This is a genomic window from Collimonas fungivorans (assembly GCF_001584145.1).
Taxonomy (GTDB): domain Bacteria; phylum Pseudomonadota; class Gammaproteobacteria; order Burkholderiales; family Burkholderiaceae_D; genus Collimonas; species Collimonas fungivorans.
The window spans coordinates 486,916-511,922 of the sequence record NZ_CP013232.1; the positions used below are offsets into that span (position 1 = coordinate 486,916).

A 25,007-nucleotide genomic window follows, 5' to 3' on the forward strand; every position below is an offset into this window, starting at 1 on the left:
CATCGAGTCGGCCGCAGTGACCCAGCCAGCATTGGGCGGTCGCATTTGCAGGTTTGGAGGGGGCGGCAACGAGAGCTTCTTAGCGATAAGGAATGGGTGGCATTCTTGTCTTGCACCATGCTCCCCGATATTGTTGATTGCCGAGAACAATTTCCATTAAGGCAAAAATACTCAGTACATGAGTTATCGATATATTTTCCGATGCGGCAATGGCCGCAGTTGCCTGGGACATTGGAGATTGCGCGGGTTCAACAAGTCAAACATCCAAAAGTATACAGCGCCGGCCGGTCCGCAGATTGGGTAATGACGACCGACCTGCTACTCACATTAAAGCGTGCTGGATGCGAGCTGGAACTTCTTGCTATTGCCATCAAGATGGATGGAGAAATCACCAAAGAAAGAACGCGACAACTGCTTGCCATTGAGCGCCAGTACTGGTTGGAACGTGGCGTCCAATGGCTATTGATAACGCCTTCCACGTATCACTCTCTTTTTGCTGACGCACTGCGTAATTGTGTGTCGTGGTCACTGGGCGCCGAAGTCGACACGGCAGCAATCGACTATGTCGCCTTGAATCAAGAGAAATGGGCTGGCCGCTCAGTTACCGACGTTCTCAGTAAATTGGCGGTCGAATTCAACAGCTACGAACGGGCACAACGCGCATTGTGGCAAGCGGCGTGGTCGGCTCGTCTGCCTCTTGATTTTCGTCGAGGATGGCGCCCGCATGAACCCATAGTGCTCATCAGTGAGTCGGATTTTTGGGGATTAAATCCCATTGCATCCAGGAGGTCAGCATGGAAAGCCTGATGCAAAACCAAGTCATCCGGATTCTTTCTGGCCATCTTGAGGGGCTCTATCGCATGATCTTAGTCGAGGGGCGAATCGACCTGGCGGTGATGGCCAAACTGAGCTGTACAAGGTCAAGAGAGGGAAGCCGTAGAGGCAGGAAAAAATCCACCGTTCCAAAATCTCCGCGAAAGAAGGCACCACTGCCATTGGTTGGTGGTTTGATCTGGGTCCGTTATAGGGAGCTCGAAAGTCTTGATGCAGAACACATGCTGACAAGAGTAGAAATCGAGCCCGAGAAAAATTATTTCAATCCCATAATCGGAAACAGCGATAAAGAGCGCTATGAAAACCGTAAAAAGGTGATGGCAGGATTTCTTGACTACGACAACCTGAGAGACAGCATCCTTGCTAGCGAAGGGCTTGGGAGTTTGGTTAAGGAGGCGATAGAAAAATCGGGTTCTAGTCGGGCGATGGTATATAAATTCTGGTCGCTCCTATGCCGCTTTGGCATCAGCGAAGCAAGCCTTCGTCCTCGCAGTGCTCGCTGCGGGGCTCCCGGCATTCGCCGTCCCTGCGACCCAGGCGGTCGTAAAAAGGCAGGCCGAAAAACGACCAAGCAGCGGATTGCGAAAGTTTGTGGAATATCGCTACCTCCAGAACAACCTGGGATAAGTACCGTATGGCGCCAATTGATTATGGCGGCTGACCAAAAGATTCCGACGCCAAAACCCGACCATCCTGCCCGATATGTGCAGATACTCAACAGCCATTTTGTTCGACGATATCGCGTAGAAAACGGTGAATTGATTCCTCTTGAACTAAAAAAGGGCGAGTATCCCAACAGCAGTCAAGTGCGTCGGGTTTTGGCTGTCGAGGTGCCACGTCTGCAAAGATTATTAGAGAGAACCACCAAAGGTCACTTCTTGCGCAGTTTTAGGGGGATAACTGCGCACAATTGGAAGGGAGTCGCAGGCCCAGGACATACGTGGGCCATTGATTCAACGATCGGCGATATCTATCTTCGCTCCAGCGTGAACAGGGCGTGGGTCATTGGACGACCAGTGGTCTACATTATTGTCGACATTTGGTCTACTGCCGTAGTTGGCTTTTACGTATGCCTGATCGGTCCCAGTTGGGATATGGCGAAGATCAGCTTGTTTTCTGCCGCGGCTCCTCCTGATTTGATCGCCAGTCTCTGGCAATGCCAGCCAATGGAATGCCTCTCCCCGGTGCCTACAATGCCGGCGGCGCTGATGTGTGACCGTGGCGAATATCTGTCGCGTGCCGCCAGCGTGACTGGTTTTAAGCTGATTCCATGTATGTCGTACGCGCCTCCCTACCGTCCCGACCTGAAAGGACTGGTTGAGGTACTCCATCGCATCAAAAAGGACCGTCAGTATTTATGGATACCAGGGGCTATTGATGCACGCCGTGAAGAATACGAACTGCGACGATTCAATCCGCAGGATGCTGTCTTGACCGTGCGGGAATATGTCTGTTGCTTATCCGTGATCTTCAATGAGTATAATCTCACGGCGAAACGTAACGATCGGGTCGATACCCATATGGCGGCCGCAGGCGTGTTTCCGAGCCCGGCAGGCTTATGGCGTTGGGGGCACGAAATGGGCATCGGAACGCGCCGAACCTTCCCTCAGTCCGAATTGATCACATCACTTTTACCTAGCGAAAGTGCCATTGTGTCGCGCGCCGGCATCAGATTTAGCGGGCTACATTACGAGTCGGATCAGGTCAACGAAGAACAATGGACAGCTCATGTACGAAATTTTGGCAGTTGGAATATTCCTGCCAATTACTTTCCCGGGTCGGTATCGCGTATTTGGACTCCCAATGTAGCGGGAACGGGCCTTTTGGATCTGCAGCTTTCTGAACAAACACGTGCCTCACGAGACCAAACATTTGATGAGGTGCTTGACGCGTTCATGTTTGGCAAACTCAATCGCGCGGAAGTTGAGCACGCTAATGTACTGCTAGCAATTAAGTCTCGTCAAAAAATGGAATCTCTCATTGCCAGCGCACGTGCTCTCACGGACGAGGCCCTGGAGCGACAGCGAGGCGCTGTACCAAGCATCACGGAGTCTAGGCAGTTGGAAAGCAAGGTCGAAGGACAGTTACCGTCCGAACCAAAGGAGCCAAAACCGCCTTCTATCGATGAAGCCCAGGAGGCCTACGTCGATATGATGAAAAACGTGTTTGCGGCTGCAAACACTACGGGAGATTGACAATGGCTATGTCAATTCATGATCCGTATAAAGGCAACATCTTAGTCCAAGGTCTTGGGCCCATTTTGTCGCGCGAAGAAGCGCTGATAGCATTACTTCATTTACCACCATTCCCGGGAGACATGAAAGGTGTCCCGGTCCAGATCCGCCTACATTACTTAATGAGTCTGCGTGACTTGCATATTCCTTTCCTTGAAACCGCGCAGTTGCAGACGACAATGGATTTGATGACTCGGCAAGGATATCGGTATCGAGACCCCATGTTCGCTGAAACCTGGCGCATGATGGGAGGTGAAGTTGGAACGAGAAAACCTATTCGTGCGCCGGCGTCTGCGGCAGTCGTTGTGGGGTACTCTGGAACTGGAAAGACGGAAGCAGTATTGCGGGGGTTGAATACCAATCCTCAACAGGTCATTTTTCATGAGAATTTTCCACACATGACGCGTGGTCTATCGCAAGTTGTTTGGTTATCCACAGATGTACCTGCAAGTGGACGTACTGCCGATTTAGCGAGCAATTTGATGATGGCTTGGGATCATGTCGTAAGGGGAGAACGCTTCGCCCATTCACTCGCAAAAAATCGCCGTAATGGGGCCCAAATGCTTGATGAGTGGTGTCAGGTAGCGTCGAGTCATTTTCTTGGGATATTGCATCTTGACGAGGTGCAGAATTTCTTCAAGATTCAAAGTCTTGAACGTCGCAGGAAGCAGAAGGAAAACGACACCGGGCCAGAGTTGAGTATCGTGGAAGATGCCTGTCTTAAGGGGATATTGAATCTAACTAACAACTGGCAAATTCCGTTAGTTCTATCAGGCACGCCTGATGGTGTCGGTGCTTTGACGAAGCGAATGAGCACAACGCAAAGACTGGTGACGGCGGGTTATCATCCCTTGACGTACTTTGTGGATGCTAAGGATCCGCGCTTTTGTGAAGTGTTTTTTCCTAAGCTGTGCAAATATCAATACGTGACGAAAAAGCTGCCTGTAAGCGACAAGTTCGGTGAAAAGATCATAGAGCTCACCGGAGGTATTCCGCGTATCATGATTGCACTTTGGATTGCAGCTCATCGCGTGGCATTCGAACGATCTACGGACGATCTAATAGTTGAGGATTTCATAAAAGCGTCGGATACCTATCTTGCGCCTGTCGGTCCGGCAGTTGCCGCGTTGCGTTCAAATGATCCGAAGCGTATGGCCCGATACGAAGATGTGATGCTGCGAGACGATGGGTTCTGGGCCACATTTTGGACCCCGGTGCATTGATTTAAATGTAGAAATCACGATCAGATCTGACAAGATATGTCCAAGCGGGAGGATTGCAATTCGAGAAAAATGTCTTGTCAGATCCTTTTCCTTGAGTGGTCGACTCCACTAGTGCAAGGAGTTATTCACGATGCGTGTCTGATAGACAGCAATCATCGATCCAATAAAGTCGGTTTCTCTCATTCGAATTCCAGTGACTACCACTTGCCAGGCGCAATCTAAAATAAGAGAAAATGGATAATCTGTGGGAATAAGGTAAACCACGTGACACAAGTGTTCCGCGCACTGCAGAAGGCGACACTCTCGACTCTGAATGGCATACGGTTACTTTATGCCTCTGCTACGCCACCTCGAAAGCGGGGGTCACATAGTGGTGGGCACTGTTGGTGGCCTCAGATATGGGCCGCCTGAAGTTTAACGACTGCGGAAGACTACGTCTTTCGGGTTGTTTTTTCAGGGCTAAAAGAGCTTCGTCGGCCGAAGCAAATAAGACGCAACAAGCGAGAATGTAGGGTGTAGCTGAAAATGGCAACCCCGATGAGGAAAACACATCGTCCATTTTCTCCAGTTCCACACCCGGTACTTTATCTATGAAGACCGGTAATATGGTGCATAGCCAATCGTGCGGAAATTTAGCCAACACTTGGTCGCTTAACAAAGGTCTGGCAGGTCTAGCGGCACGTGCGCGCGAACGCCTGTCTCTGAAGCCGGCCTTTCGACGAAGCAACGCACGGACAGCGTTCAAATCAAACGGCCTTTCTCGCTCCAACAGAGCAAGCGACATAACGAGAAATTGCTGGATGTATGGGTGTTGTTGACTTAGTGCGGCCCATTCTTCACTCACCATTTTGCTATCTGTTATGAAGCGCGAAGGAGCATTTAAGAATGCCTCCCCGTTGTTTACATATCGCAATGGTTGAAGATGCTTTGAACACATTGTAACCCCCGGCAATTGATGGTGGCGTCGCCAATAACTCATGCCGTAACTTTCCAGATCCAATCTGATGCAATCACTGCAAAGATATGCGCCAAAACGCGCTGATCGCATACCTGTCTTTCGTACCGTCGACCGAACTTGAGTGCTGCCATGAGCCACATTGAATAGGCATGATGTGAACGATCGGTGTAATGGAATTATTGTATGGCGCTGAACAAATTGCGTGAGCTCCATATTGGCTGCACTGCTGAGATGATCCAAATGGCAGGTCTCACGGCGTAATGCTTTGGCGACGTTCGAGCATTGTGTGAGTAGATTAATTACCGCCGCTACAGATGGTAGGCCGTTTGCCCGCATGAGACGCCCCAAATAGGAGCGATCTAGTTCGTCCGGCAATGGCAAAAGTGTGATCATCAGAAATTCGCTTTCTCCAAGACAGGCTAAGTTTTACTTTCAGTGGGTGCCAGAAGTGCCAAGGAGCGAATAACCGCAGCAAGTGCTTTCGAATGAGCTGCGGTACCGTCCCATGTTTCCGCTAATGCCTCGACCAATTCTTGGTTGGCGCGAGTTGAGTCGACGGACGTCTTTTTTGCCATATTTTCTGCATAAATGCATAATTCTTCAAACACTCGGGACTGTCGTAGTCCTCTGCCATTTAAAATTCGGCTTACCTGCGACTGGCTGGCATGGATCGCAGATGCGACATCAGCTTGAGTGATGCTTTTGGATTTGAATACTAGAGCCGCTCTGAATGCGCGAGCCTGGGGATCTGTTTTTGTCATGGGTTAAGCATAGAAATATGCATATATGCATATTTCCACTATAGTTTAGATATCCGAAATGTCCAGTATCTAAACGAGCATGTCGATTTGACGACGGGATATATCGCGGCGTTTCAAGGCAATCTCAATGGCGCGTACGGTACGCGGTAGGCGATCCAGTGCTGATAATTTTGCTTTGAGTTCGGGGATTTCTTGATAGAGATGCCAAAGCATGAGCTTCTTCTTGCCAAGTGTAGGTCGCAGGACTAGCGCAGCTCGTTCCACTTCATGACTTAGCATCAAATCTCTCTCATCCCATTGCACTCTAGGCCGACGTTCGGGAGCACTGGCGTTGCGTGTGGGGGAGCGTTCGGTCAACCAGGCGCGGTCATTTCGATATAGCCACGCATATGCGCCGGGATTCATGTTGCGGATAAATTTCACACCTAAAGTTGCATTCTTTGCCACAAGAGCTGACCATGATGCGCGGGCAGCGTCCTGCGCGGCTTGGTACCGAGCATGTTGCCATTCGGCGTGAAGACCAATCTCTGTGCGGAGCACATGAGTCACCGTTCCGATGGATATATGAAAATTCTCTGCCGCATCAATTTTTTCCGCACCCTGTCGAAGTTGTGCAACCAGGGCCTGGCGGGTCTCCAGCTTTAACTTCTTTGGTCGTCGAGAGACAGTGACACCCATTTGTGCCGCCCACACCATCGCGGTCGCAGTATCAATATTGAGTTCTGCAGCGGCGGCCCGTACGGATCTGTGATCTTCCTGAATACGCTTAGCTAACTTCAGTTTTTTGTTGTCTTGATCTATTGTAGGGAGAGGTGTCGCGCGTTGGCAATTCGGTGCCAGACCGACACCAGGTTCGAATGCCGGCAATATTTGCTCATAGCTTCGAAAAAAATTCTCGTGGCTGCCGAGAAGCCAGTCGATCATCACTACGTGTCGCAATGGATGTGTTCCGGTACGAGGAGCTCTGAGGTGGCGAGACAACTGCTTATATGCTTCATCTACTGTTGCCGGAAGGGCAGAAAGCTCGGGAATCAATCGTAAGGTTTGCGTATGCTGCATGAAATCGATTGCAATTTCACGGAGTCGGAATCCACCCTGAGGCGTCAACAAATTTCGCTTCGCTAGTTCTGCGTGATAAAGCCTGTGCAATTTTGCCATGTCGATTCGAAATGCCGCATCGCTTTCTATAAGGCCCACTGTTAATTGTGTCAGCCGAGAAAAATCGTTAAGCGACGCATGATTTAAGTCTTTGAGGACCCGAGGTAACGGACGAAAATGTGTCTCGTCTGGCAGGTGCCATAAAAATCGCTGGACGCCACTGGACTTGAGGTTTGACTCTTGCAATGGCAAGCTGTGTATGGGGCATACCCACACTCCGGGGTATTGGTGTTGCAGGTGCCAATATGCCCAGCCCCATGTTTCACGGTCTTCGGACATGCACGTCGCGCAGGCTTTGAGTGGGTGATGCGCGCGAAATTGACTCGTCAATAATCCGAGTTCGAATTTTAGATTAGAGACTGTCGGGCCGCGCAGCGTGGCAACAACGCGAGCTTCTTCGCTCGCATTCATGAATTTCTTATAGTAGTGAAGTAAGGTACGCTCGGTACATATCTCGAGCGCTGAGCCAAAGCTATGTTCCGTACGCCTTACAAATTCGTCAATGCAACTTGGCAGATCGTGTTGACTACCGCTTCTAGAGCGACCAAATAGATAGATATTGGTATCCTTTGCGAACTGATGACCCCAAAAGTAATGATGGCGACTGATTAGACTGAACAGTGTTTCGCCTGGGAGCCAGGACAGTAATTCCGCGCTGTCGAATAAATCATGAGTGGTGTTCATGTCATTTGAGGCCGATTCATTATCGTTTAATGAGGCGTCGAGGCGAACGAACGGTACTTCCAAATGGGGATGTCACCTGGCACTTTGCGATCCAGTTCGGAATTTATGGCAGATTAAGCGCTAATTAATCCCATTGCTAGTCAGATCAAGTAGGAATATTCACATGACCATAAAAGTATTTGTTGATACTGAGTTTACCGATTTCATTGATACGCATCTGATCAGTATTGGCATGGCAGCCGATTCAGGAGAAGAATTCTACGCTGAGGTTCCGTACCCCGACCTACCATGTAGCGGGTTTGTCCGTGAAGCAGTTATTCCTTTACTGGGCCGCCTTCCGGGAGCCGCTTGTTCGGTTGATGATCTATACGAGAAGATGATTGTTTGGCTAAAAGATGTAAGGAAGGGGACGGAAGATGTCCAAATCTGTTTCGACTACCAAACAGATTGGGATTTGTTCGCCGATGTGCTGGACTATCGGATCCCACCGTGGTGTCATTCGCGTAGGGTTGGCAATCACATTAACGAGTTATTGCGCTGTGAATTTTACAAAAAGAATAATCTTCCCGAGCATCATGCGCTCTATGATGCATTGGCAAATCGACATGCCTTCCAAGAGGTTCCATCTTCTCTGATGCCATAGATAAAGCTGTCTTAGAATTGACAGTAGCATATGACTATAAAAACAGAAACTAGGATCGATCGACGTATGGCCAATAGCCGAAGCTGCCATGTCTGCGGTTTTTTATATCAGATGTGCCGAATTGCTCTAATGATTTGATAATTAATGGAGGAACTGATGGGGCTAGGACAGCAAAGGCACTCACTGTACTGCGGCTTGCGGGCTGGCCTCTGTTTCGAAGTATTGAACGGTGAAGACGTCCTATACATTAGCGACGTCCCTTTTGAATTGGAAAGGATCGTAGGCAACTGGATCTTTTCCTTGCCTGAGGACCTCCTTGAGCCCACATCACCTAATACCATTTTTCGCGAAGATCCAATTAGGGGCAGAGCGATAACCCGCGCCGTATGCGAGGATTTTATTACTTGGATGCTTGAAATACTCAAGGGTGCCCAAGAGCAGCCAGATTTTCAAGAAAAAGTGATGGCGATAAAGCGCAAAAAGGAAAATTTTTCCAACTAGATAATTGGGAGGAAGCAATGGCAGCCGAAGCTACTGAAAAAAATCGTGGTGCAAGCAACGTCAAAAGAGAAGAAAGATATTGTCGAAAAAAACTAGGAAACTTGGCATTTCAGTTTCTGAGTTAGTGCGGTGTGGGGCTAGAACATATACATCAGAGGCGGAAGATGATGAGTTAGATGTAGTTGCGGATGTGGCAAAGGCTGCGGCTGGGCGCGCATCAGACTCAATTGACGAGGTGCTGGCATTTGTTGAGGCCAGCCTCGTCATTAGACCGGCCGAATTTCGCTGGTGTAGAGCCATGTCATGCACTCTTACTCATTCGGCTTGCGGTGGCCGCAATATGTAAATGTTGATCGGGCTGATTGCATTTCCCTCTGCATCGCGTTTGCACCGATAGCCTTCCGTTTGGATCTGCGAACTGGGACTGACCGTTGCCTCGTCAGAACTTACGAGAATGTCGTTCACGTGAATTGCTAAGTAGGTCTTGTCGCCCGTTTGAAGACTGCCATATGAAAGCTTTGCTGTCTGCCCTTCTGGCAGCCGTTTCCAAATAGCATCAGAAAGAACAAGGCTCGATCCGTGTTCGTTGTAGGGCGCAAGGAATCGATAATTTAGGCGGCGAACACCATCAGTGATAGAAAACTTAAAACTAGACGCATCGATCGAAGACGGAGCATATTCAAGTATAGTGACGCCTTGATCCTGGCGTTTCAGTTTCAGTACTAGGTTGTCTTCTATGTGAGATCTAATCCGCGCCGTCCCTGAACCTCGTTCCATATTGGCTAGCGAAAGAGCATATAGGCGCGAAGCAATATCCGCATCCCTAACGTCGCTTCGTAGTTGTGCGTCCTTAATGTAATAGGACCGCGTTACTGAATGATCGCTGTTCGGCGCCGAGCGCCCCGAAAGCAAGTCAAAAATTCCACGGGAATCGTGCTTGCCTTGCGTGAACGGATCGTCGAATGACTCCCAGCAGTTTTGAGATAGCAGGCCCATTTTGTAGAGGAACTGCTCCGAGATATCGCGATAATTGTCTCCAACGCCGACCTCGTACGCAGCACCGATGTCCGAATGGGCGCCTGGCAATATAAGTAAATTGATCCGGTGAACGTTGAACGGATTTGTTATGCCAGAATTTGAGGGCGCCGTGGTGTCATGATCATCGCGGTCAATGACGGGAACGAAAAGTGAACGCGGCTCGTCTTTGGCAACCATGTGGATCAGGTAGTCGAGTGATGCAGGGAGTGACAGTTGCAGCGTATCCATCTGACCGGTAGAGACAGTATCGTAGAGCATTGCGTAGAAATGCGGTGTACCGTCCGGGGCAACAACCCCGGCGGATGACTTAGGCCAATCTTGTTCAACGATATTCATGAAGTGCCGCGCGATCGCTGCACCTCTGCTAAATCCGACCACAAATATCCGAATCTCGACGTTGGGATCGGCTGCCAACCAAGCAGATGCCTGAACGAAAAATTCGCGTTTAGCATGTTGGGCTATGCTGGTGCTGGTGTAACCGACAAGGCCATCGAGCCAATTCCTAAAGTATTCGTTTTGCATTCCTGGACCGGGGTAATAACGTGCCTCTATGCGTTTGGCGATGTGCGCCACAACTGTTGGTCGTTCGTCGACACTGACGCGGGTAGCATCATTCATCGTGCCGTCAAAGGCGACCTTGTATATTTTTACGGATCGACCGTCGAGCGGATGAGTGATCAAAGGAACGCTGGATTCAGGTTTCTTATAGGTGACCTCAACCAGTTCACGATCTGTGGCAGTGACGGCAATAGGGCGGCTACCTGAAAATATCGAGCACCCGCAAAGCAAGGCCGTGAGAGCCATCGCAGGAATATACCAACCCTTGAATGATTTTCGCTTAACAGAAATATTTAAGTAATTGAAGATATTGCGCATGTGTGCTGAATCCTAATTCGAATAGAAAAGCTATTTCTGTTCTGCGTTGCCGGCGATTCGAAAGGTACACGAAGCTGCGGCAATTAGCGGTAGCGCTAACAAAATTTGTCAGTTTCCCAGTCAAATCTTGTCCACATTTTGGTAGTACAAGTGCGGATCACTTCCAGATTTTTTAACTGGATTCGTGCGGCTACATGTTCGACATCGATTTGGCACGGATCGTGCCTATGGTATCTCACGACGATGAGTACATGCGTACTGGGTCGGTATTGTGCCTCCACATTTACCGTTCGAAACTCCTTCTGAAAAATAATTTTTCCCTTTTATAGGTGCAAAAATTCTTCTTGCGGACACTTTTATCTTTTGAAAAATATGACATCTCTTTCGAAAAAACAATTTTTCATAGCGGTCTCCGCCTGCCTGATACTCAGCGCGTGCGGTGGCGGCTCAAGTGATACTGGCACGGGCTCCACTTCAACTGGCACGGGCTCCACTTCAACTGGCACGGGCTCCACTTCAACTGGTACAGGCTCCACTTCAACTGGTACAGGTTCCACTTCAACTGGTACAGGTTCCACTTCAACTGGTACAGGTTCCACTTCAACTGGCACGGGGTCAAATGGATCCGGTGGCACATCGTCGGGAGGTACCGGCGGAACTTCCGGTTCATCTAGCCCCCAGGGATCTGTGGCTCCCTCCACAGGATGGGCCAACGTAAAAATGGGGGGGGGGGGCTATGTCCCCGGCGTCATCTACCATCCTACCGTAGCCAATCTGCGTTACGCCCGAACGGATGTCGCCGGCGTATACCGGTGGGACAATGGCAATTCCAAGTGGACTGCGCTCACTGATGGTTTTGGCCGGCCGGATGGCAGCAATGAAGGAGCCGAGAGCATGGCTGTCGACCCGACGAATGCCAATAAGGTCTATATGACGACGAGCATGTCTGTCTCATATGGAAACGGACGATTCTATTACTCGTCCAATCAAGGCAACACGTGGAACTACGTGAATCTTCCGTTCCCGGTCGGTTCCAATGACCAGGGCCGTGCGATCGGTGAACGGCTGATGGTCGACCCTAATCTACCCTCGACATTGTTTTATGCGTCGCGCACGGCAGGGCTGTGGAAAAGCACGAACTACGGGATGAACTGGAGCCAAGTGACATCGCTGTCTCCGTACGTGATGACGACCAACGACATCTCGGGTTCCACCAGTGGGAGTCCGATTGGGGTGGAGTTCGTCACATTTGACACCACCGTCCCGACGACTGGCTTCACTCCCACCGGGAGCGCCACCAAAACCATCTACATCGGCATCGCTCCCGACTACAAAGGCCTTGCGGGGCTTTCGTCCTACCTCTACAAGTCGACCGATGGCGGCGCCACTTGGGCGGCAGTATCAACCCCCAGCGTCGTGACGAGCGCCATAGGAAGTAACCAAGTTCATATTCCGCACCTGGCGCGCGCCGCTGATGGAATGTTCTATGTGCCTTTTACCACTGGCGCGGGGCCAGCCAGCGGTGCGCCTTCGTTTCTTTATAAGTTCGATGGCAATAATTGGACGCAACTGATCTCCTCCGCCTCTGGGTACTATGGTGGCATTGGAGGTCTCTCAGTTCAGGGTACCGGTACGAGCACCAAAATCGCTTTTGGCGTATCAGGCACATGGGGCGACGGCACCTGGGTTCAGATAGTGATGCGCTCCGCTGACGGCGGGCAAACCTGGGCCGAAATCGGCAGGTCAGGCGACTCCAACGGATCCCACAATTATCACGATGCGAGTGGGACCACTAGTGCGGCCAGTCCGAGTTACTGGGGGTGGGTCGACGACCTGAAGATCGATCCTTTCAATGCCAATCATGTGTCCTATGTGGTTGGCGGCGGGGTTTGGTCGACAACCGAAGCCTTCTCGACACCGACCCCACACTGGACCTTTGACGTCAACGGCATTGAGGAAATGGTCAACCTTGCGATGATGGCGCCACCACCGGGAGCTTCGTACATTCTGGCCAGCGGGCAGGGAGATACCGGTATTTACGTTCATACATCCCTGACTGCCGCGGCAACCCGTTCACCAAACCTGGGAACGTCGCCCCTTTGGGGCGGCGGCAACGGGACCGGAATCGATATGGCCTGGAATAAGCCGTCCTATATTGCAGCGGTAGGAACCATCGCGACGTCCAAAGGGGCATATTCAACCGACTCCGGCGTCACCTGGACGAATTTTCTGACCTTGCCGCCGTCTGCATCGGCTGCTGGCGATGAATCCAAAGTGGCGGTAACGGCCGATGGTTCCAATGTGATCTGGGCGGTCGCGGGCAAGGTTCCCTACTACACTACCGACAATGGTGCCAGTTGGACTGCAACCAACCTCCCGACTCCGGTGGTGGCCTATCATATTGCAGCCGACCGAAAAAACCCGCTCAAGGTGTATGCCTACGAACACGGGGGGAATTGGTGGTATCCGTCAAATTCTGGGAAATTCTATTATTCAACGAACGGGGGACATACCTTCACCGCCAGTTCGCAGACCTGGGGGCCAAACGGCAACAACGTGACCGATTTGGCGGTGAATCCATTCGCCGAGGGCGATGTCTGGCTGGCCGACGCCAACAACCTGTGGCATTCCGTTGACTCCGGGGTCACCTGGACCAAGCTGACCGCAATGGCAACGGTAGGGGTGGAATACACGAATGTGCATGGCGCCATCAAGGTCGCTCTGGGAGTGCCTGCGGCGGGTTCCAGCTACTCGGCGGCTGTCTACCTTGTCGGCACGATCAATGGAACAGACGGGGTTTACCGGTCCGACGACAGGGGCGTTACCTGGGTCCGTATCGACGACGACAATCACCGCTACGGTGGCGTTTCGCGGATCGTAGCCGATACTAGCGTCTATGGCCGGGTATTCATGGCTGGTCGGGGAATGATCTACAACTACTGAGTTAGCTTCAATCCGGAATGTCGTTGAACTGATGCGGCGACACTCCGGTGTATTTTTTTGAATTGGATATGAATGTCGTGTCCGTATAGCGATCTAAATATGACAGCTAACGCGCCTCGAAACGTCAAAAGGTCGCCTATCGCGGCCAAATGGACATTCCATTTTCAATGTTATTTCCAAGTATATTAAAAGGCCAGAGCGTGCACAATCCTAGGAACGAAGACGATGATAAACTTTCACCGACAGTTCTGGACACAAGCGATACCGGTGGCAATGAGTGGTATGCCAACGGCATGTCCCGCCGTAATTTCATGTCCAGTATCGGCATCCTGTTACTGGCGGGTTGCGGTGGCGGCGGCGACATGTCAACCGCGACAAGCGTTGGCGATACTGGCGCTACGCCCGCCACCCCGGTGCCGGCAGCGGCGCCAGTCGTACCTGCAAGCCCCGGCGCGGCACCAGTTACAACCATAACGTCAGTTACAACCACGACGCCGGAAACCACACCGGAAACCCCCACGACTCCGGCCAGTACTGCATTTGTTCATCCAGGCCTGCTGCATACCCAGGCCGATTTTGACCGCATGAGCCAAAAGGTGAAGGCGAAAGCATCGCCGTGGATCGACGGCTGGAACGTCCTGATCGCTAACGGCCACGGCAGCTTGGACTACAAGCCTAATCCGCAAGCAATTGTCTATCGGGGTAACGACGGAGTGCATGGCCAAAACTTCGGCGTACTGTACAACGATGTCGCTGCTGCCTATGCCTGCGCACTGCGCTGGAAAATTTCCGGCGATGAACTCTATGCAAAAAAGGCAGTGCAGATCATGAACGCATGGTCTTCGACTCTGACAGAAATAGGCGGCACCATCGACGGTTTCCTGGCGTTAGGTATCCAAGGCTATCAGTTCGCCAATGCTGGCGAGATCATGCGTAACTACTCGGGTTGGGCGGCGGCAGACTTTGCTCGTTTCCAGAACATGATGCGCAATGTCTTCTATACGCTGAACGATCATGGACTCAATGTCAGCCTGGCACCCATTACGGTCTATTCCAGTTGGCAGCTCTGCTGCATGGCGTCGATTCTGGCGATTGGTGTACTCTGTGACGACAAGGCCATATTCAACGAGGCGATCGATTATTTCAAAAACGGTGTGGGCAACGGCGCTGTAGCGCAAACCATCTATTACATCCATCCCGGTTATCTGGGACAGACACAGGAATCCGGCCGGGACCAGGGACATAACACGCTCAGCATTTCTTTGCTGACCACTATTTGCGAGATGGCCTGGAATCAGGGTGTCGATCTGTATGGCTACGATAACAACCGGGTACTGGCCGGCGCGGAGTATGTCGCCAAGGGCAATCTGATCCAATTCGGGACGACCTATTATACGGTGCCGTTCGCGACTTATCAGAACTCAAACGTGACGGATACTGCATTCTCCACCGATGCCCAAGGCAACCAACGGCCCGAATGGGCGCTGATTTATAACCACTATGTCAATCGCAAGGGACTTGCCGCACCTTATTCCCAGAAATTCGCTGCACTGGTGCAACCGGAAGGTGGCGGTGGCAACTACGGCCCCAATAGCGGCGGCTACGATCAACTGGGATATGGCACACTGACATGCACACGCGACCCAATTGCCAGCGGCGCGGCGCCGAGCGGCCTCACGGCAATTGCCAGTGCGAGCGCCGCCCAGGTAATTCTGTCCTGGTGGGGCAGCGCGTATGCAACTAGCTACAACGTCATGCGTAGCACAAATGCCGGTGGACCTTATACAACCATCGCGACTGGCATCACCGATCTGTTGACTTATACCGATACTGGCCTTGCTCCGGGCGCCTATTACTATGTCGTCGCTGCAGTAACGCCGTCCGGGGTCACTGCGGGATCGAATGAGGCGAAGGCGATTACCGCTGTGCAGCTGCAGACCTATCTGGCGTTTGATGACGACAGCGGCACCATAGCTGCCGATTCCAGTGGGAATGGAAACAACGGAACGCTCATCAACGGCGTAACCTGGGCAAGCGGCAAGAAAGGTAGCGCGGTGTCACTTAACGGCAACAATGGATACGTCAGTCTGCCAGCTAACATTATGGCTGATGTCTCTGATGTAACGATTACCGCCTGGGTCTATTGGAATACCTCCAGCACCTGGGCGCGCGTGTTCGATTTCGGCGCTGGTAGCAGTCATTACATGATGTTAACCGGACGCAGCGGCACTGGAGTCGCGCGCTTCGAAATGACTGTCAACGGTGGTACCGGTCTGCACGGAATCAATAGTACTGCGGCATTGCCGACCGGGCAATGGGTGCATGTTGCCGTCACCCTGTCGGGAAATATCGGCACCTTGTACGTGAATGGCAGCTCGGTTGGCACTAACACTGCGATGCTGCTAGCGCCATTCCGTCTGGGCAGCACCAACCAGAATTGGATCGGACGCTCCCAGTTTGCCAATGACCCGTACTTCAACGGGCTCGTGGACCAGTTCCGCATTTATCGTGGCGCTTTAAGTGCAGCGCAAATAGCTACTTTGATGTGAAGTTCTGGCTGTCGACGTGTATCTCGCCAATACTTGGCGACAGTCACTAGCATGAAAATTCCCTGCTCCGTTCTATCGAAACCGAGAAATTCAGCCACTAAGCGGCGTTGTCGGCAACAAGTTTAAACTGAACCACGGTGGGCCAATATTCGGTCGCCACCAACAAGCACCATCATAATGTTGCAGGGCTGGGATAAAATTATGAATGCCTGGAGTATCAATCCGCAACGCGCACTCGATGAGCTTAATAGCGACTGGAGCACCGGGTACGCAATTAGGCTGAAGGGATTTCGATCGTTCCTTCTAGGTATTGAACCGCCGCCCCAGAAACATAAACACGATCATTTTCAACACGGCATTTCAGTAATCCCGTACGGCGTGATACTTGCAATGCCACAAGATTATTTTTCCCTAGCCTACTGGCCCAAAACGGAGCAAGACCGGCGTGTATTGAGCCTGTCACCGGATCTTCTTCCCCTCCATTGGCCGGCCAAAAATAACGTGAGACAAAATCATGATATTTCCCTGGGGCTGTAACTACCACATCCAATGGGCCAAGTTCAATGAGCTTTCGCAGATCAGGCACAACAGTCTTTACTTCCTGTTCATTTTCATAAATTGCGAAGTAAGCCTGTTGGCTTTTCAAAACCTCTTTTGGTCTGACGGATAGTCCTTCGAGCAGACTTGACGGTATCGTTTCTAATTGTTCCGGGCCACGCTTCGGAAAACTCATTTCTATCAACCCATCCGGCAATTTGACCGCAGACAGTGTTCCAACTGCTTTTGTCAAAAATCTAATAACCGGCATATTTTTGTTTTTTTCAAATATCACATACGCACTCGCAAGCGTCGCGTGCCCGCAAAAATCAATTTCTTTGAGCGGCGAAAACCATCGTATTTCGAAGGCATCTGCAGCATTGCGAACAAAAAATACGGTTTCAGAGAGATTATTTTCAACCGCTATTGATTGCATCACGGCGTCCGGTAGCCAACTCTCGAGAGGTACTACGGCGGCGGAATTGCCTTTGAATACCTCATCCGTAAAAGCGTCAATTTGATAGATTGGGAGTTTCATTTTGTCCTTTCGTGAAATGATATTTTAGGTTGACCCATTTTTTGCACATGCTATTGTTCCATGATCAATGCCAAAAATGGATCGAGAATGTTAGATGAGATCGCAACTGCTGCAGCTTATTTGCTAGCAATTGTCTCATCGATTTGAAACAAATCTGAAAAGTCGCAACACTCCTGAGCCAGCATCAATATGGAGGAGATAAACCCGCTTTTGCGCTCCCCGCGGTAGAGGACAACGTAGGAAATTTGCGGTAGCGAGGGAGTAGTTTCCACGACCTCGAGAGCACCGCGCTCAATCAACCCCCTCAAGCACAAATACGGCAGATAGCTTACCCCAAGGCCAGAAACGGTAAGTCCGATCAACGCTACCAAACTATTGCTGCTAATTGAATTTGATGGCGATATGGCCTGAGATTTAAACCATCGTTCATAGATAATTCCTGTTCCTGATTTTCCTCCCTGAGTAAGGATTGTGTGTGCTGCTAGTTCATGCATGCGTAGAGTTCTAGAAACTGGCAACAATCCAGGTTTAGCCATCCAGACGCTCTTCACCGAAGCCAGCGGCAGAACCGAAAATCTGGACTCGGAGAATGCGTCTGGAACGATGATAATGTCAACTTCATCGGCTAATAATTTATCGCGCAAATTAACGCTCAAGTCGACATCCGGTTCAATAACAACCTTGGGATAATGCTGCCGAACAAGACGGACCAAGCGTGGAAGCCAGGTCATGGCGGTAAGTTCTGTTATTCCAATTCTGAGGCGGCGTTCAACAATTTCAGCTTTGCTAAATTGTTCCACTGCTGCGTCCCTTTGCTCCAGAAGACGTTTTGCCACCATCAGCATTTCCTCGCCTTTCTCGGTCAATCTCGCCTGACGATTGTCCCTATCGAATAGCTCTGTTTCGAAAATTGCTTCGAGCTCTTTGACTCTCTTTGAAATGGCAGATTGCGTAGTGTTCAGCTTCCTGGCGGCCGCAGCAAAGCCTCCCAGCGTATCAATCCAATATAAAGCCTCTAGTTGCTTGAACGAGAACATTTCATCGCCTTTAATTGGTGCGAAATTTAAATTATATTCCCTTAGGTAATATAAATACATAATTAAATATCGCTTTTTTTACTTATCTTCCAATCCTATTATTCAGCTATCGATAAATGCTCAATGCATAAACCTTGATAGGGAATAAAAATGTCTGCATCACCGTATGTCATTAATCCGGCTCCAGTAATTACGCCAGGAAAAACCATCGATGCCTTGCGCGGCATCGTTGTATCGCATCTCAGCGACAACTTGAATCGCCTCTCAGGCATTCAAGGTTTGCAAAGAATCCACCATAGCAAGAAATTGGTCGGCAACGCCTTTACAGTCAAGACGCGCCCAGGCGACAACTTGTTGATCTATAAAGCGCTGAAGATGATGTCGCCCGGCCACGTTCTGGTTGTCGATGGCGGGGGTGAAACCTCGAATGCTTTGGTAGGAGAACTGATCATGTTATACGCGCAGCAGCGAGGTTGCGTAGGGTTCGTGCTCGACGCCGCCGTCCGTGATACTGCCGCGTTTTATACGGCAGATTTTCCATGCTATGCCAGAGCAATTGGACATCGTGGACCATTCAAAAATGGTCCAGGTCAGATCAATGTCCCAGTGACCGTAGGAGGGCAGGTGATCCAGCCAGGTGATCTGATCGTCGGCGATGAAGACGGTATCGTGTCATTTTCGGTGGAGCAGGCGGAGGAATTGATTACAGCCGCGACCAAAACCGCAGCGGTGGAAGATGCGATTAAAGCGGAGATCGCCAATGGCAAGCTTGAACAAGCCTGGCTTACCAGAGTGCTTCAGCCATACGGCTTATAGGCTCGGTCAATTCTCATATTTTTTGGAGCGCAATTGGATCATCTCCTCGCAACCCGCCTCGGCGCAGTCAAAGCATCACCAAGCATGGCGGCAAAATCCCGCGTTGATGCGCTACGTGCAGCAGGGCGGTCGATTATAGACTTTACAATTGGAGAGCCCGACTTTCCTACGCCGCCACACATCGTCACGGCCGGAATCAATGCATTGAAAGCCGGGCACACACGCTACACCGGTTCAGCAGGAACGCCGGCCTTGCGTGCGGCGATTGCGGAAAAGTTGGCGCGCGAGAACGGGCTGACATATGCGCCGGACCATATTGTGGTTGGCAATGGTGCGAAACACATCATCTATAACGCTTTCGCCGCAACGTTAAATGACGGGGACGAGGTCATTATTCCCACTCCTTACTGGGTCTCCTACCCAGATATGGTTGCTATCAACGGCGGAACTTCAGTGATCGTACCGTGTGATGCGAGCACTGGCTTCAAATTAACGCCAGAAGCCTTGGAAAAGAGCATCACCGCGCGTACCCGCTGGTTAATATTAAATACACCAAACAATCCTACGGGGGCGGTCTATTCGGAAACGGAGCTTCGTGCCTTGTGCGAAGTTCTCGTGCGTTACCCACAAGTCTGGCTGATGACCGATGAAATCTATGAGCATTTTTTGTACGCGGGGGCTCGTCACATTTCGCCTTTGCAGGTCGCGCCAACATTGGCCTGCCGCACGCTTGTCGTCAACGGCGTATCAAAAGCCTATGCGATGACCGGATGGCGCATTGGGTATGGCGCAGGACCTCGATCATTGACGAATGCCATCGCTTTGCTGATTTCGCAAAGCACAACATGTCCAAATGCAATGAGTCAGACTGCTGCAGTGATCGCGCTCACCGGACCGCAAGATTGTGTCAAGGAAGCGTCGGACTTGTTTGCCGCGCGACGCGATCACATGGGTTCACTGTTAAACGATATCCCAGGCATCGACTGCATGATGCCGGACGGCGCTTTCTATGTATTTCCGAGTGTCGCCGGCTTAGTTGGCAAGGCTACGCCGCAAGGGACGGTATTGAAATCAGACGTCGACGTGATGACGTTTTTTCTGGAAGAAGCGGGCGTTGCCACAATCGACGGCAGCTCATACGGGCAATCCTCCTACATACGTATGTCATTTGCCACATCAACCGAACAAATCACATTGGGTTGCAGACAAATCAGTGCCGCTGTCAGTCAATTGACTAAACAGTAATCCAACTTATCGTAAATGGGGACATCATGTTTAACGTGACCAAAGCCGCTGTCGTCGCTACTGCGTTGTTAGCGATTAGTCTTTCCGCAGCGGCAGATCAACTGACCGATATCAAGCAAAAGGGCACTCTGGTATGCGGAACACTGGGGACAGCAGAACCATTCAGCTTTCCTAATCCAAGTACCCGCGAAGTACAGGGATATGACGTGGATTTTTGCAAGGCAATAGCGAAAAGCCTTGGCGTCAAACTGGAACTCAAGCTGATCTCGGTGGCTGCGCGCATCCCCGAACTCCAACAGAATCGCGTCGATATCATTGCAGCAAACTTGGGATGGACTCCAGAACGAGCAGAGCAGATCGCCTATAGCGATAGCTACTACGCGAGCCTTCAAAAACTCGCAGTCAAGCACACTTCAGGATTTAAATCAGTACCGGATTTAGCCGGTAAGCGTATCAGCGCACCTAAAGGTTCCACCTCTGAATTGGCAGTACGTAAAGTCTTGCCTACGGCCTCGACGATCACCTTCCAGGATCCGCCCGCCGCATTCCTAGCAATGGAACAAGGGAAAGTTGATGGCTTCGCCGTATCGGAAATCATGCTGGTCAAGTTCAAGCAGCAAACCGAAGCCAGTGCGCCGATCGATATTCTTGAGCCACCCCTGATGAAGGAAATCTGGGGGATTGGCATGCGTAAGGACGAGACTGGTTTGATCAAGTACGTGAATGGTGTGCTTGATGGCATGGAGAAATCTGGCGAAGCCTCGCGGATTTTTGAGAAGTGGTTGGGCTCCAATACTGCATACAAATTACAACGTGGCTTCAAGATCGAGCCGATCAAAGGCTGACGACAATTGTTTTGCAGATCTTGGGGATCAAGACCGGCATGAAATACCTCACAAGGCTCGGTCAACATGAACTTGAAGCTTGATTTCGCGGTTTTGCTGCACGATGAATATCCAAAACTGCTAGTTGAGGGCGTAGTCAATATGCTGCAACTCACAGGCTATGCGTGGCTGTTGGCCATGATCCTGGGGACGACGCTGGCCTTGATCCGCATGACGCAGAACCGTTGGGCCGAGCGAGCGGTTGCTGTGTATGTGGAGTACCACCAGAATGTACCGATGCTGGTACAGATATTTCTATGGTATTTCGGCGTGACGACCTTGCTGCCAGACTTTGCTCAACTCTGGGTCAATCAACACCATAGCGAATTCCTGTTCGCCATCATTGCAGTTGGCATGTGTATGTCTGCCTATATTTCAGAAGATCTTCGCAGCGGCATTCGATCCATACCCCGGGCGCAGATGGAAGCTGCACGTGCGCTGGGGATGAGCTACCTAAAGGCATCGCGTTTAGTGATCCTGCCCCAAGCGCTACGTATTGCGTTGCCGACGCTAGTCAGTCACACGGTGTTGCTTTTCAAGAATACGAGTCTCGCGATGGCCATCGGCGTTGCAGAGCTGACTTACGCCACCAGAGAGATCGAGAGCCAATCATTTCACACCGTAGAAGTGTATCTGTTGGCGACCATGATTTACCTGGGGATTTCGTTGCTGATCATGGCTGTCGGATCGGTACTTGAAAACCGCTATCGCATCAAGGCGAGATAAATAATGACGGACATTCTAACTATCCTGCGCGACAACTGGGTACTGCTGCTTATCGGTCAATATCCCAACGGACCGCTTGGTGGCCTTGCAATCACCTTGATCCTGTCCGTAGTCGGATTGGCGCTTGCATTCCCGGTGAGTTTGTTGCTGGCTATCGCGCGCGTAAGCCCGATTGCCATGCTGCGCGTGCCAGCCACCATCGTTGTGTATGTTGTCCGCAGCGTACCACTGATTATGTTCATTTTTTGGGTGTATTTCTTTGCTCCTCTTTTGATAGGAAGAACCGTAAGCGGATTCACTACCATGCTGGTGACGCTGGTAATTTATCAAGCAGCCTATCTGGCGGAAGTGATTCGTGCCGGCATTGAAGGTTTGCCGAAAGGCCAGATTGAGGCATCCCGTGCTCTCGGCATGAGTTATTTGCAAACTACCGTAAAAATCGTTCTGCCGCAGGCTCTCTACAACATGCTGCCGGCTATGGTCAGTCAATTTGTCTCAACGATCAAAGAAACATCTTTGGGATATGTGATCAGTGTCAACGAGCTGACGTTTGCCGCCAACCAGGTTAACAGCACATTGCTCACCAAACCGTTTCCAGTTTTCATCCTTCTCGCAATGATTTACTTCGCTTTATGTTTTCTGCTGACCAGGTACGCACGCTATCTCGAACGGCACATTGCTTCCAAGCGCGCAGGTAGCCTGCGTACGATGCCAGCGAAGCCTGCACCTGCCGCTGCCCCGGTATAGATAATATTTTCTATTGGAATAGTTAATCATGACCATAACCTCTACCGACAAAAATGTCGGCGCAAAACAGATGATCATTTTTGACAAAGTAAATAAATGGTACGGGACATATCACGCGCTAGCCGATGTTTCTGCCGAAGTAGCGAAAGGAGAAGTAGTGGTGGTTTGCGGTCCTTCTGGATCCGGCAAATCCACCTTGATTCGGACAGTGAATCGTCTGGAGGAAATACAAAAGGGGAATATCGTATTCGATGATCAGGATATTTACGCTGCCAAGATGGATTTGAACCATTTTCGGGCGCGAGTGGGTTTCGTATTTCAGAGTTTCAATCTTTTCCCCCATTTATCCGTAGCAGAGAATATCGCTGTGGCGCCGGTGAATGTACTCGGAGTAAAGCGAGCCGATGCTCGTGTGCGCGCATTGGAATTGCTCGAACGTGTCGGCCTCGCGTCAAAAGCTGATGCGTTCCCCGGGCAGCTTTCGGGCGGACAACAACAACGCGTGGCGATTGCACGTGCGTTGGCCATGGACCCTCCCGCAATGTTATTCGATGAGCCGACCAGTGCGCTCGATCCCGAAATGGTCGGCGAAGTGCTGCAGGTGATGAAGGAGTTGGCGCGTGACGGGATGACTATGATTTGCGTTACTCACGAGATGGGATTTGCGCGTGAAGTCGCTGACCGTGTCTGGTTTATGGACCAGGGGCGTCTCCTTGAAACAGGGGCTCCAGAGGAATTTTTTGGGAATCCTCAAAGCCAACGGGCAAAAAAATTCTTGGCTGATTTAAGGAATCATTAGAAAAGATAAATTCGTTTACAAGCGACATGGTCTTTGGCGCAGGAGCTCTCGAATCTGAGAGGTAATCAATTTGGATGGAATAGAGATCGTATGCGTGCTCAAATCACAGGATTAATTGTCAGAACAAGTATTTTTTTCGGTTTATGGGCTTTCGTGACATCTTCGTTCGCTGTGGATACCCTGGAGAAGATTCGCGACGATCAAACCATCATTATCGGGTATCGAGAAAATTTGTCTCCTTTTTCTTATCTGGACGAAGGCAAAAAGCCGATTGGCTATGCCATTGACCTATGTTCAAAAATCGTTGAAGCGGTGCGCCATGAACTGAAGTTGACGCAACTGAAAGTCAACTATATTCCAGTCACGTCGTCAAATCGGATTCCCCTAATGATCGATGGGAAAATGGATTTGGAGTGTGGGGCGACGACGAATAATGCAGAGCGTCGAAAGCAGATTGCATTCACCGTACCGCATTTCTTTGCTTCTGTACGGATGGTGGTGAAAGCGAATTCAGGTATTAAAAATTGGGAAAATTTGCGCGACAAACGGGTAGTGACAACAACAGGGACTACTACCGTAAAACTGCTTACGGACCGCGATAAGGTACGCGCTCTAAATTTAAAACTCATCGAAGGAAAAGACGTCCCAGACTCTTTTAATAAGGTTGAGAGTGGTGAGGCCGATGCCTTTCCAATGGATGACGTACTGCTGTTCACATTAAGAGCCGGCGCCAAAGATCCCGGCAGTTTCAACATTGTTGGCAGTCCGCTTTCTGCAGAGCCTTACGCAATCATGATGCGCAAAGATGACGCGCCATTCAAGGCACTGGTGGATCGTGAAATGGCACGCATTATCTATTCCGGTGAAATGGTCAAGTTATATGACAAATGGTTCAAGTACCCGATACCTCCCAAAGGATCTGTTTTGAATATGCCTATGAGTTATTTGTTGAGCGATTCATTGCGCTTTCCAACAGATAAAGTCGGCGATTAAAGCGGAGCTATGAATGCCGCGTTAAAAGTGTACCAATCCTAGCCTGTGGTCTTATGTACCTGACGGTGCATAAGAAAGGAGGAAAGGATGTTGCCCGTTGACTTATACGTCAAAGTACGTCGCGCCATAATGGTCGAGAACAAGGGTGAGCGTGCCATTGCACGCTACTTCGGCATCCATCACATATCGATGTATTCTGTATCGATATCAGCCACATACGTGCAATTTGTTAGTCACTCCTTCAAACTGATGTGTGAAAATATAGTTGCTCTCGGGTGAAATT

The 25,007-nt window shown here is 50.6% G+C and carries 21 protein-coding genes; 14 read left to right on the forward strand and 7 right to left on the reverse strand.

The features are described from left to right. Window positions 1-117: 117 nt before the first annotated feature. The 3 genes from CFter6_RS02105 to CFter6_RS02115 are packed head-to-tail and all read left to right on the forward strand — an operon-like array spanning window position 118 to window position 4,291. On the forward strand, window positions 118-807 hold the full coding sequence (locus CFter6_RS02105) for a TnsA endonuclease N-terminal domain-containing protein (RefSeq protein ID WP_236904712.1): 690 nt from the start codon (window positions 118-120) through the stop codon (window positions 805-807). Beyond that, window positions 795-3,029, forward strand: a complete 2,235-nt coding sequence (locus tag CFter6_RS02110; protein ID WP_061538546.1) for a hypothetical protein — start codon at window positions 795-797, stop codon at window positions 3,027-3,029. The genes CFter6_RS02105 and CFter6_RS02110 overlap by 13 nt, the downstream gene beginning before the upstream one ends. A gap of 2 nt (window positions 3,030-3,031) precedes the next feature. Further along, a complete protein-coding gene (locus CFter6_RS02115) occupies window positions 3,032-4,291 on the forward strand; it encodes an AAA family ATPase (protein ID WP_236904493.1) in 1,260 nt (419 codons plus the stop codon). Window positions 4,292-4,631: 340 nt separating this feature from the next. Here CFter6_RS02115 and CFter6_RS24730 read toward each other — a convergent pair whose 3' ends face one another. The 3 genes from CFter6_RS24730 to CFter6_RS24740 all read right to left on the reverse strand — a co-directional run bounded on the left by CFter6_RS24730 (window position 4,632) and on the right by CFter6_RS24740 (window position 7,915). Next, window positions 4,632-5,642, reverse strand: coding sequence for a TniQ family protein (locus CFter6_RS24730; protein WP_082814528.1), 1,011 nt, complete (start codon window positions 5,640-5,642; stop codon window positions 4,632-4,634). A 26-nt stretch (window positions 5,643-5,668) separates the two neighbouring features. Beyond that, window positions 5,669-6,010 carry a helix-turn-helix domain-containing protein gene (locus CFter6_RS24735; RefSeq protein WP_082814529.1) on the reverse strand — a complete coding sequence of 114 codons (342 nt, stop codon included), beginning with the start codon at window positions 6,008-6,010 and terminating at the stop codon, window positions 5,669-5,671. Window positions 6,011-6,079: 69 nt separating this feature from the next. Then, window positions 6,080-7,915, reverse strand: a complete 1,836-nt coding sequence (locus CFter6_RS24740; RefSeq protein WP_150118587.1) for a TnsD family Tn7-like transposition protein — start codon at window positions 7,913-7,915, stop codon at window positions 6,080-6,082. A 100-nt stretch (window positions 7,916-8,015) separates the two neighbouring features. On the opposite strand from CFter6_RS24740, the gene CFter6_RS02130 reads away from it, so the two are divergent. Together CFter6_RS02130 and CFter6_RS02135 are read left to right on the forward strand one after the other, a co-directional pair. Continuing rightward, window positions 8,016-8,495 (forward strand): 3'-5' exoribonuclease, encoded by a 480-nt coding sequence (locus CFter6_RS02130; protein ID WP_061538549.1) that lies wholly within the window; start codon window positions 8,016-8,018, stop codon window positions 8,493-8,495. A gap of 144 nt (window positions 8,496-8,639) precedes the next feature. Further along, complete coding sequence (locus CFter6_RS02135; protein ID WP_150118588.1) at window positions 8,640-8,996, forward strand: hypothetical protein; 357 nt, start codon at window positions 8,640-8,642, stop codon at window positions 8,994-8,996. A 315-nt stretch (window positions 8,997-9,311) separates the two neighbouring features. On the opposite strand, the gene CFter6_RS02140 is transcribed toward CFter6_RS02135, so the two are convergent. Both CFter6_RS02140 and CFter6_RS26255 read right to left on the reverse strand, forming a co-directional pair. Then, entirely contained in the window at window positions 9,312-10,910 is a 1,599-nt protein-coding gene (locus CFter6_RS02140; protein ID WP_061538551.1) for a DUF2235 domain-containing protein, read from the reverse strand. Between the two features lie 427 nt (window positions 10,911-11,337). Beyond that, window positions 11,338-11,529 (reverse strand): hypothetical protein, encoded by a 192-nt coding sequence (locus CFter6_RS26255; RefSeq protein WP_150118589.1) that lies wholly within the window; start codon window positions 11,527-11,529, stop codon window positions 11,338-11,340. Between the two features lie 275 nt (window positions 11,530-11,804). On the opposite strand from CFter6_RS26255, the gene CFter6_RS02150 reads away from it, so the two are divergent. Beyond that, on the forward strand, window positions 11,805-13,853 hold the full coding sequence (locus CFter6_RS02150; RefSeq protein ID WP_236904494.1) for a dockerin: 2,049 nt from the start codon (window positions 11,805-11,807) through the stop codon (window positions 13,851-13,853). Between the two features lie 293 nt (window positions 13,854-14,146). Continuing rightward, the gene (locus tag CFter6_RS02155) at window positions 14,147-16,402 is read left to right on the forward strand and encodes a LamG-like jellyroll fold domain-containing protein (protein ID WP_236904713.1); all 2,256 of its coding nucleotides are present in this window, start codon (window positions 14,147-14,149) and stop codon (window positions 16,400-16,402) included. Window positions 16,403-16,676: 274 nt separating this feature from the next. Here the strand turns inward: CFter6_RS02155 and CFter6_RS02160 are convergent, their stop codons facing one another. Both CFter6_RS02160 and CFter6_RS02165 read right to left on the reverse strand, forming a co-directional pair. Continuing rightward, window positions 16,677-17,477, reverse strand: a complete 801-nt coding sequence (locus CFter6_RS02160) for a PhzF family phenazine biosynthesis protein (RefSeq protein WP_061538555.1) — start codon at window positions 17,475-17,477, stop codon at window positions 16,677-16,679. Window positions 17,478-17,593: 116 nt separating this feature from the next. Then, entirely contained in the window at window positions 17,594-18,514 is a 921-nt protein-coding gene (locus CFter6_RS02165; RefSeq protein ID WP_061542174.1) for a LysR family transcriptional regulator, read from the reverse strand. A 150-nt stretch (window positions 18,515-18,664) separates the two neighbouring features. Between CFter6_RS02165 and CFter6_RS02170 the strand changes: the two genes are divergently transcribed. From CFter6_RS02170 to CFter6_RS02200, 7 genes are all read left to right on the forward strand, one after another. Further along, complete coding sequence (locus tag CFter6_RS02170) at window positions 18,665-19,330, forward strand: RraA family protein (RefSeq protein ID WP_061538556.1); 666 nt, start codon at window positions 18,665-18,667, stop codon at window positions 19,328-19,330. 84 nt (window positions 19,331-19,414) lie between these two features. Continuing rightward, entirely contained in the window at window positions 19,415-20,575 is a 1,161-nt protein-coding gene (locus tag CFter6_RS02175) for a pyridoxal phosphate-dependent aminotransferase (RefSeq protein WP_082814531.1), read from the forward strand. A gap of 26 nt (window positions 20,576-20,601) precedes the next feature. Further along, on the forward strand, window positions 20,602-21,420 hold the full coding sequence (locus tag CFter6_RS02180; RefSeq protein ID WP_061538558.1) for an ABC transporter substrate-binding protein: 819 nt from the start codon (window positions 20,602-20,604) through the stop codon (window positions 21,418-21,420). Window positions 21,421-21,486: 66 nt separating this feature from the next. Next, complete coding sequence (locus CFter6_RS02185; RefSeq protein ID WP_061538559.1) at window positions 21,487-22,185, forward strand: amino acid ABC transporter permease; 699 nt, start codon at window positions 21,487-21,489, stop codon at window positions 22,183-22,185. Window positions 22,186-22,188: 3 nt separating this feature from the next. Next, the gene (locus CFter6_RS02190; RefSeq protein WP_061538560.1) at window positions 22,189-22,932 is read left to right on the forward strand and encodes an amino acid ABC transporter permease; all 744 of its coding nucleotides are present in this window, start codon (window positions 22,189-22,191) and stop codon (window positions 22,930-22,932) included. Window positions 22,933-23,002: 70 nt separating this feature from the next. Further along, complete coding sequence (locus tag CFter6_RS02195) at window positions 23,003-23,731, forward strand: amino acid ABC transporter ATP-binding protein (RefSeq protein WP_061542175.1); 729 nt, start codon at window positions 23,003-23,005, stop codon at window positions 23,729-23,731. 90 nt (window positions 23,732-23,821) lie between these two features. Further along, window positions 23,822-24,724: an amino acid ABC transporter substrate-binding protein gene (locus CFter6_RS02200; RefSeq protein ID WP_061538561.1), complete on the forward strand. Its 903-nt coding sequence runs from the start codon at window positions 23,822-23,824 to the stop codon at window positions 24,722-24,724. Window positions 24,725-25,007 lie beyond the last annotated feature (283 nt).

Coding starts and splice junctions, on each gene's coding strand:
- CFter6_RS02150 (WP_236904494.1), top strand. CDS start 11,805: ATGGCTGTCGACCCGACGAATGCCAATAAGGTCTATATGACGACGAGC.
- CFter6_RS24730 (WP_082814528.1), bottom strand. CDS start 5,642: ATGATCACACTTTTGCCATTGCCGGACGAACTAGATCGCTCCTATTTG.
- CFter6_RS02115 (WP_236904493.1), top strand. CDS start 3,032: ATGGCTATGTCAATTCATGATCCGTATAAAGGCAACATCTTAGTCCAA.
- CFter6_RS02165 (WP_061542174.1), bottom strand. CDS start 18,514: ATGTTCTCGTTCAAGCAACTAGAGGCTTTATATTGGATTGATACGCTG.
- CFter6_RS24735 (WP_082814529.1), bottom strand. CDS start 6,010: ATGACAAAAACAGATCCCCAGGCTCGCGCATTCAGAGCGGCTCTAGTA.
- CFter6_RS02110 (WP_061538546.1), top strand. CDS start 795: ATGGAAAGCCTGATGCAAAACCAAGTCATCCGGATTCTTTCTGGCCAT.
- CFter6_RS02180 (WP_061538558.1), top strand. CDS start 20,602: ATGTTTAACGTGACCAAAGCCGCTGTCGTCGCTACTGCGTTGTTAGCG.
- CFter6_RS02185 (WP_061538559.1), top strand. CDS start 21,487: ATGAACTTGAAGCTTGATTTCGCGGTTTTGCTGCACGATGAATATCCA.
- CFter6_RS02175 (WP_082814531.1), top strand. CDS start 19,415: ATGGCGGCAAAATCCCGCGTTGATGCGCTACGTGCAGCAGGGCGGTCG.
- CFter6_RS02135 (WP_150118588.1), top strand. CDS start 8,640: ATGGAGGAACTGATGGGGCTAGGACAGCAAAGGCACTCACTGTACTGC.
- CFter6_RS02155 (WP_236904713.1), top strand. CDS start 14,147: ATGTCCCGCCGTAATTTCATGTCCAGTATCGGCATCCTGTTACTGGCG.
- CFter6_RS02105 (WP_236904712.1), top strand. CDS start 118: ATGCTCCCCGATATTGTTGATTGCCGAGAACAATTTCCATTAAGGCAA.
- CFter6_RS02140 (WP_061538551.1), bottom strand. CDS start 10,910: ATGCGCAATATCTTCAATTACTTAAATATTTCTGTTAAGCGAAAATCA.
- CFter6_RS02190 (WP_061538560.1), top strand. CDS start 22,189: ATGACGGACATTCTAACTATCCTGCGCGACAACTGGGTACTGCTGCTT.
- CFter6_RS02170 (WP_061538556.1), top strand. CDS start 18,665: ATGTCTGCATCACCGTATGTCATTAATCCGGCTCCAGTAATTACGCCA.
- CFter6_RS02130 (WP_061538549.1), top strand. CDS start 8,016: ATGACCATAAAAGTATTTGTTGATACTGAGTTTACCGATTTCATTGAT.
- CFter6_RS02200 (WP_061538561.1), top strand. CDS start 23,822: ATGCGTGCTCAAATCACAGGATTAATTGTCAGAACAAGTATTTTTTTC.
- CFter6_RS02160 (WP_061538555.1), bottom strand. CDS start 17,477: ATGAAACTCCCAATCTATCAAATTGACGCTTTTACGGATGAGGTATTC.
- CFter6_RS02195 (WP_061542175.1), top strand. CDS start 23,003: ATGATCATTTTTGACAAAGTAAATAAATGGTACGGGACATATCACGCG.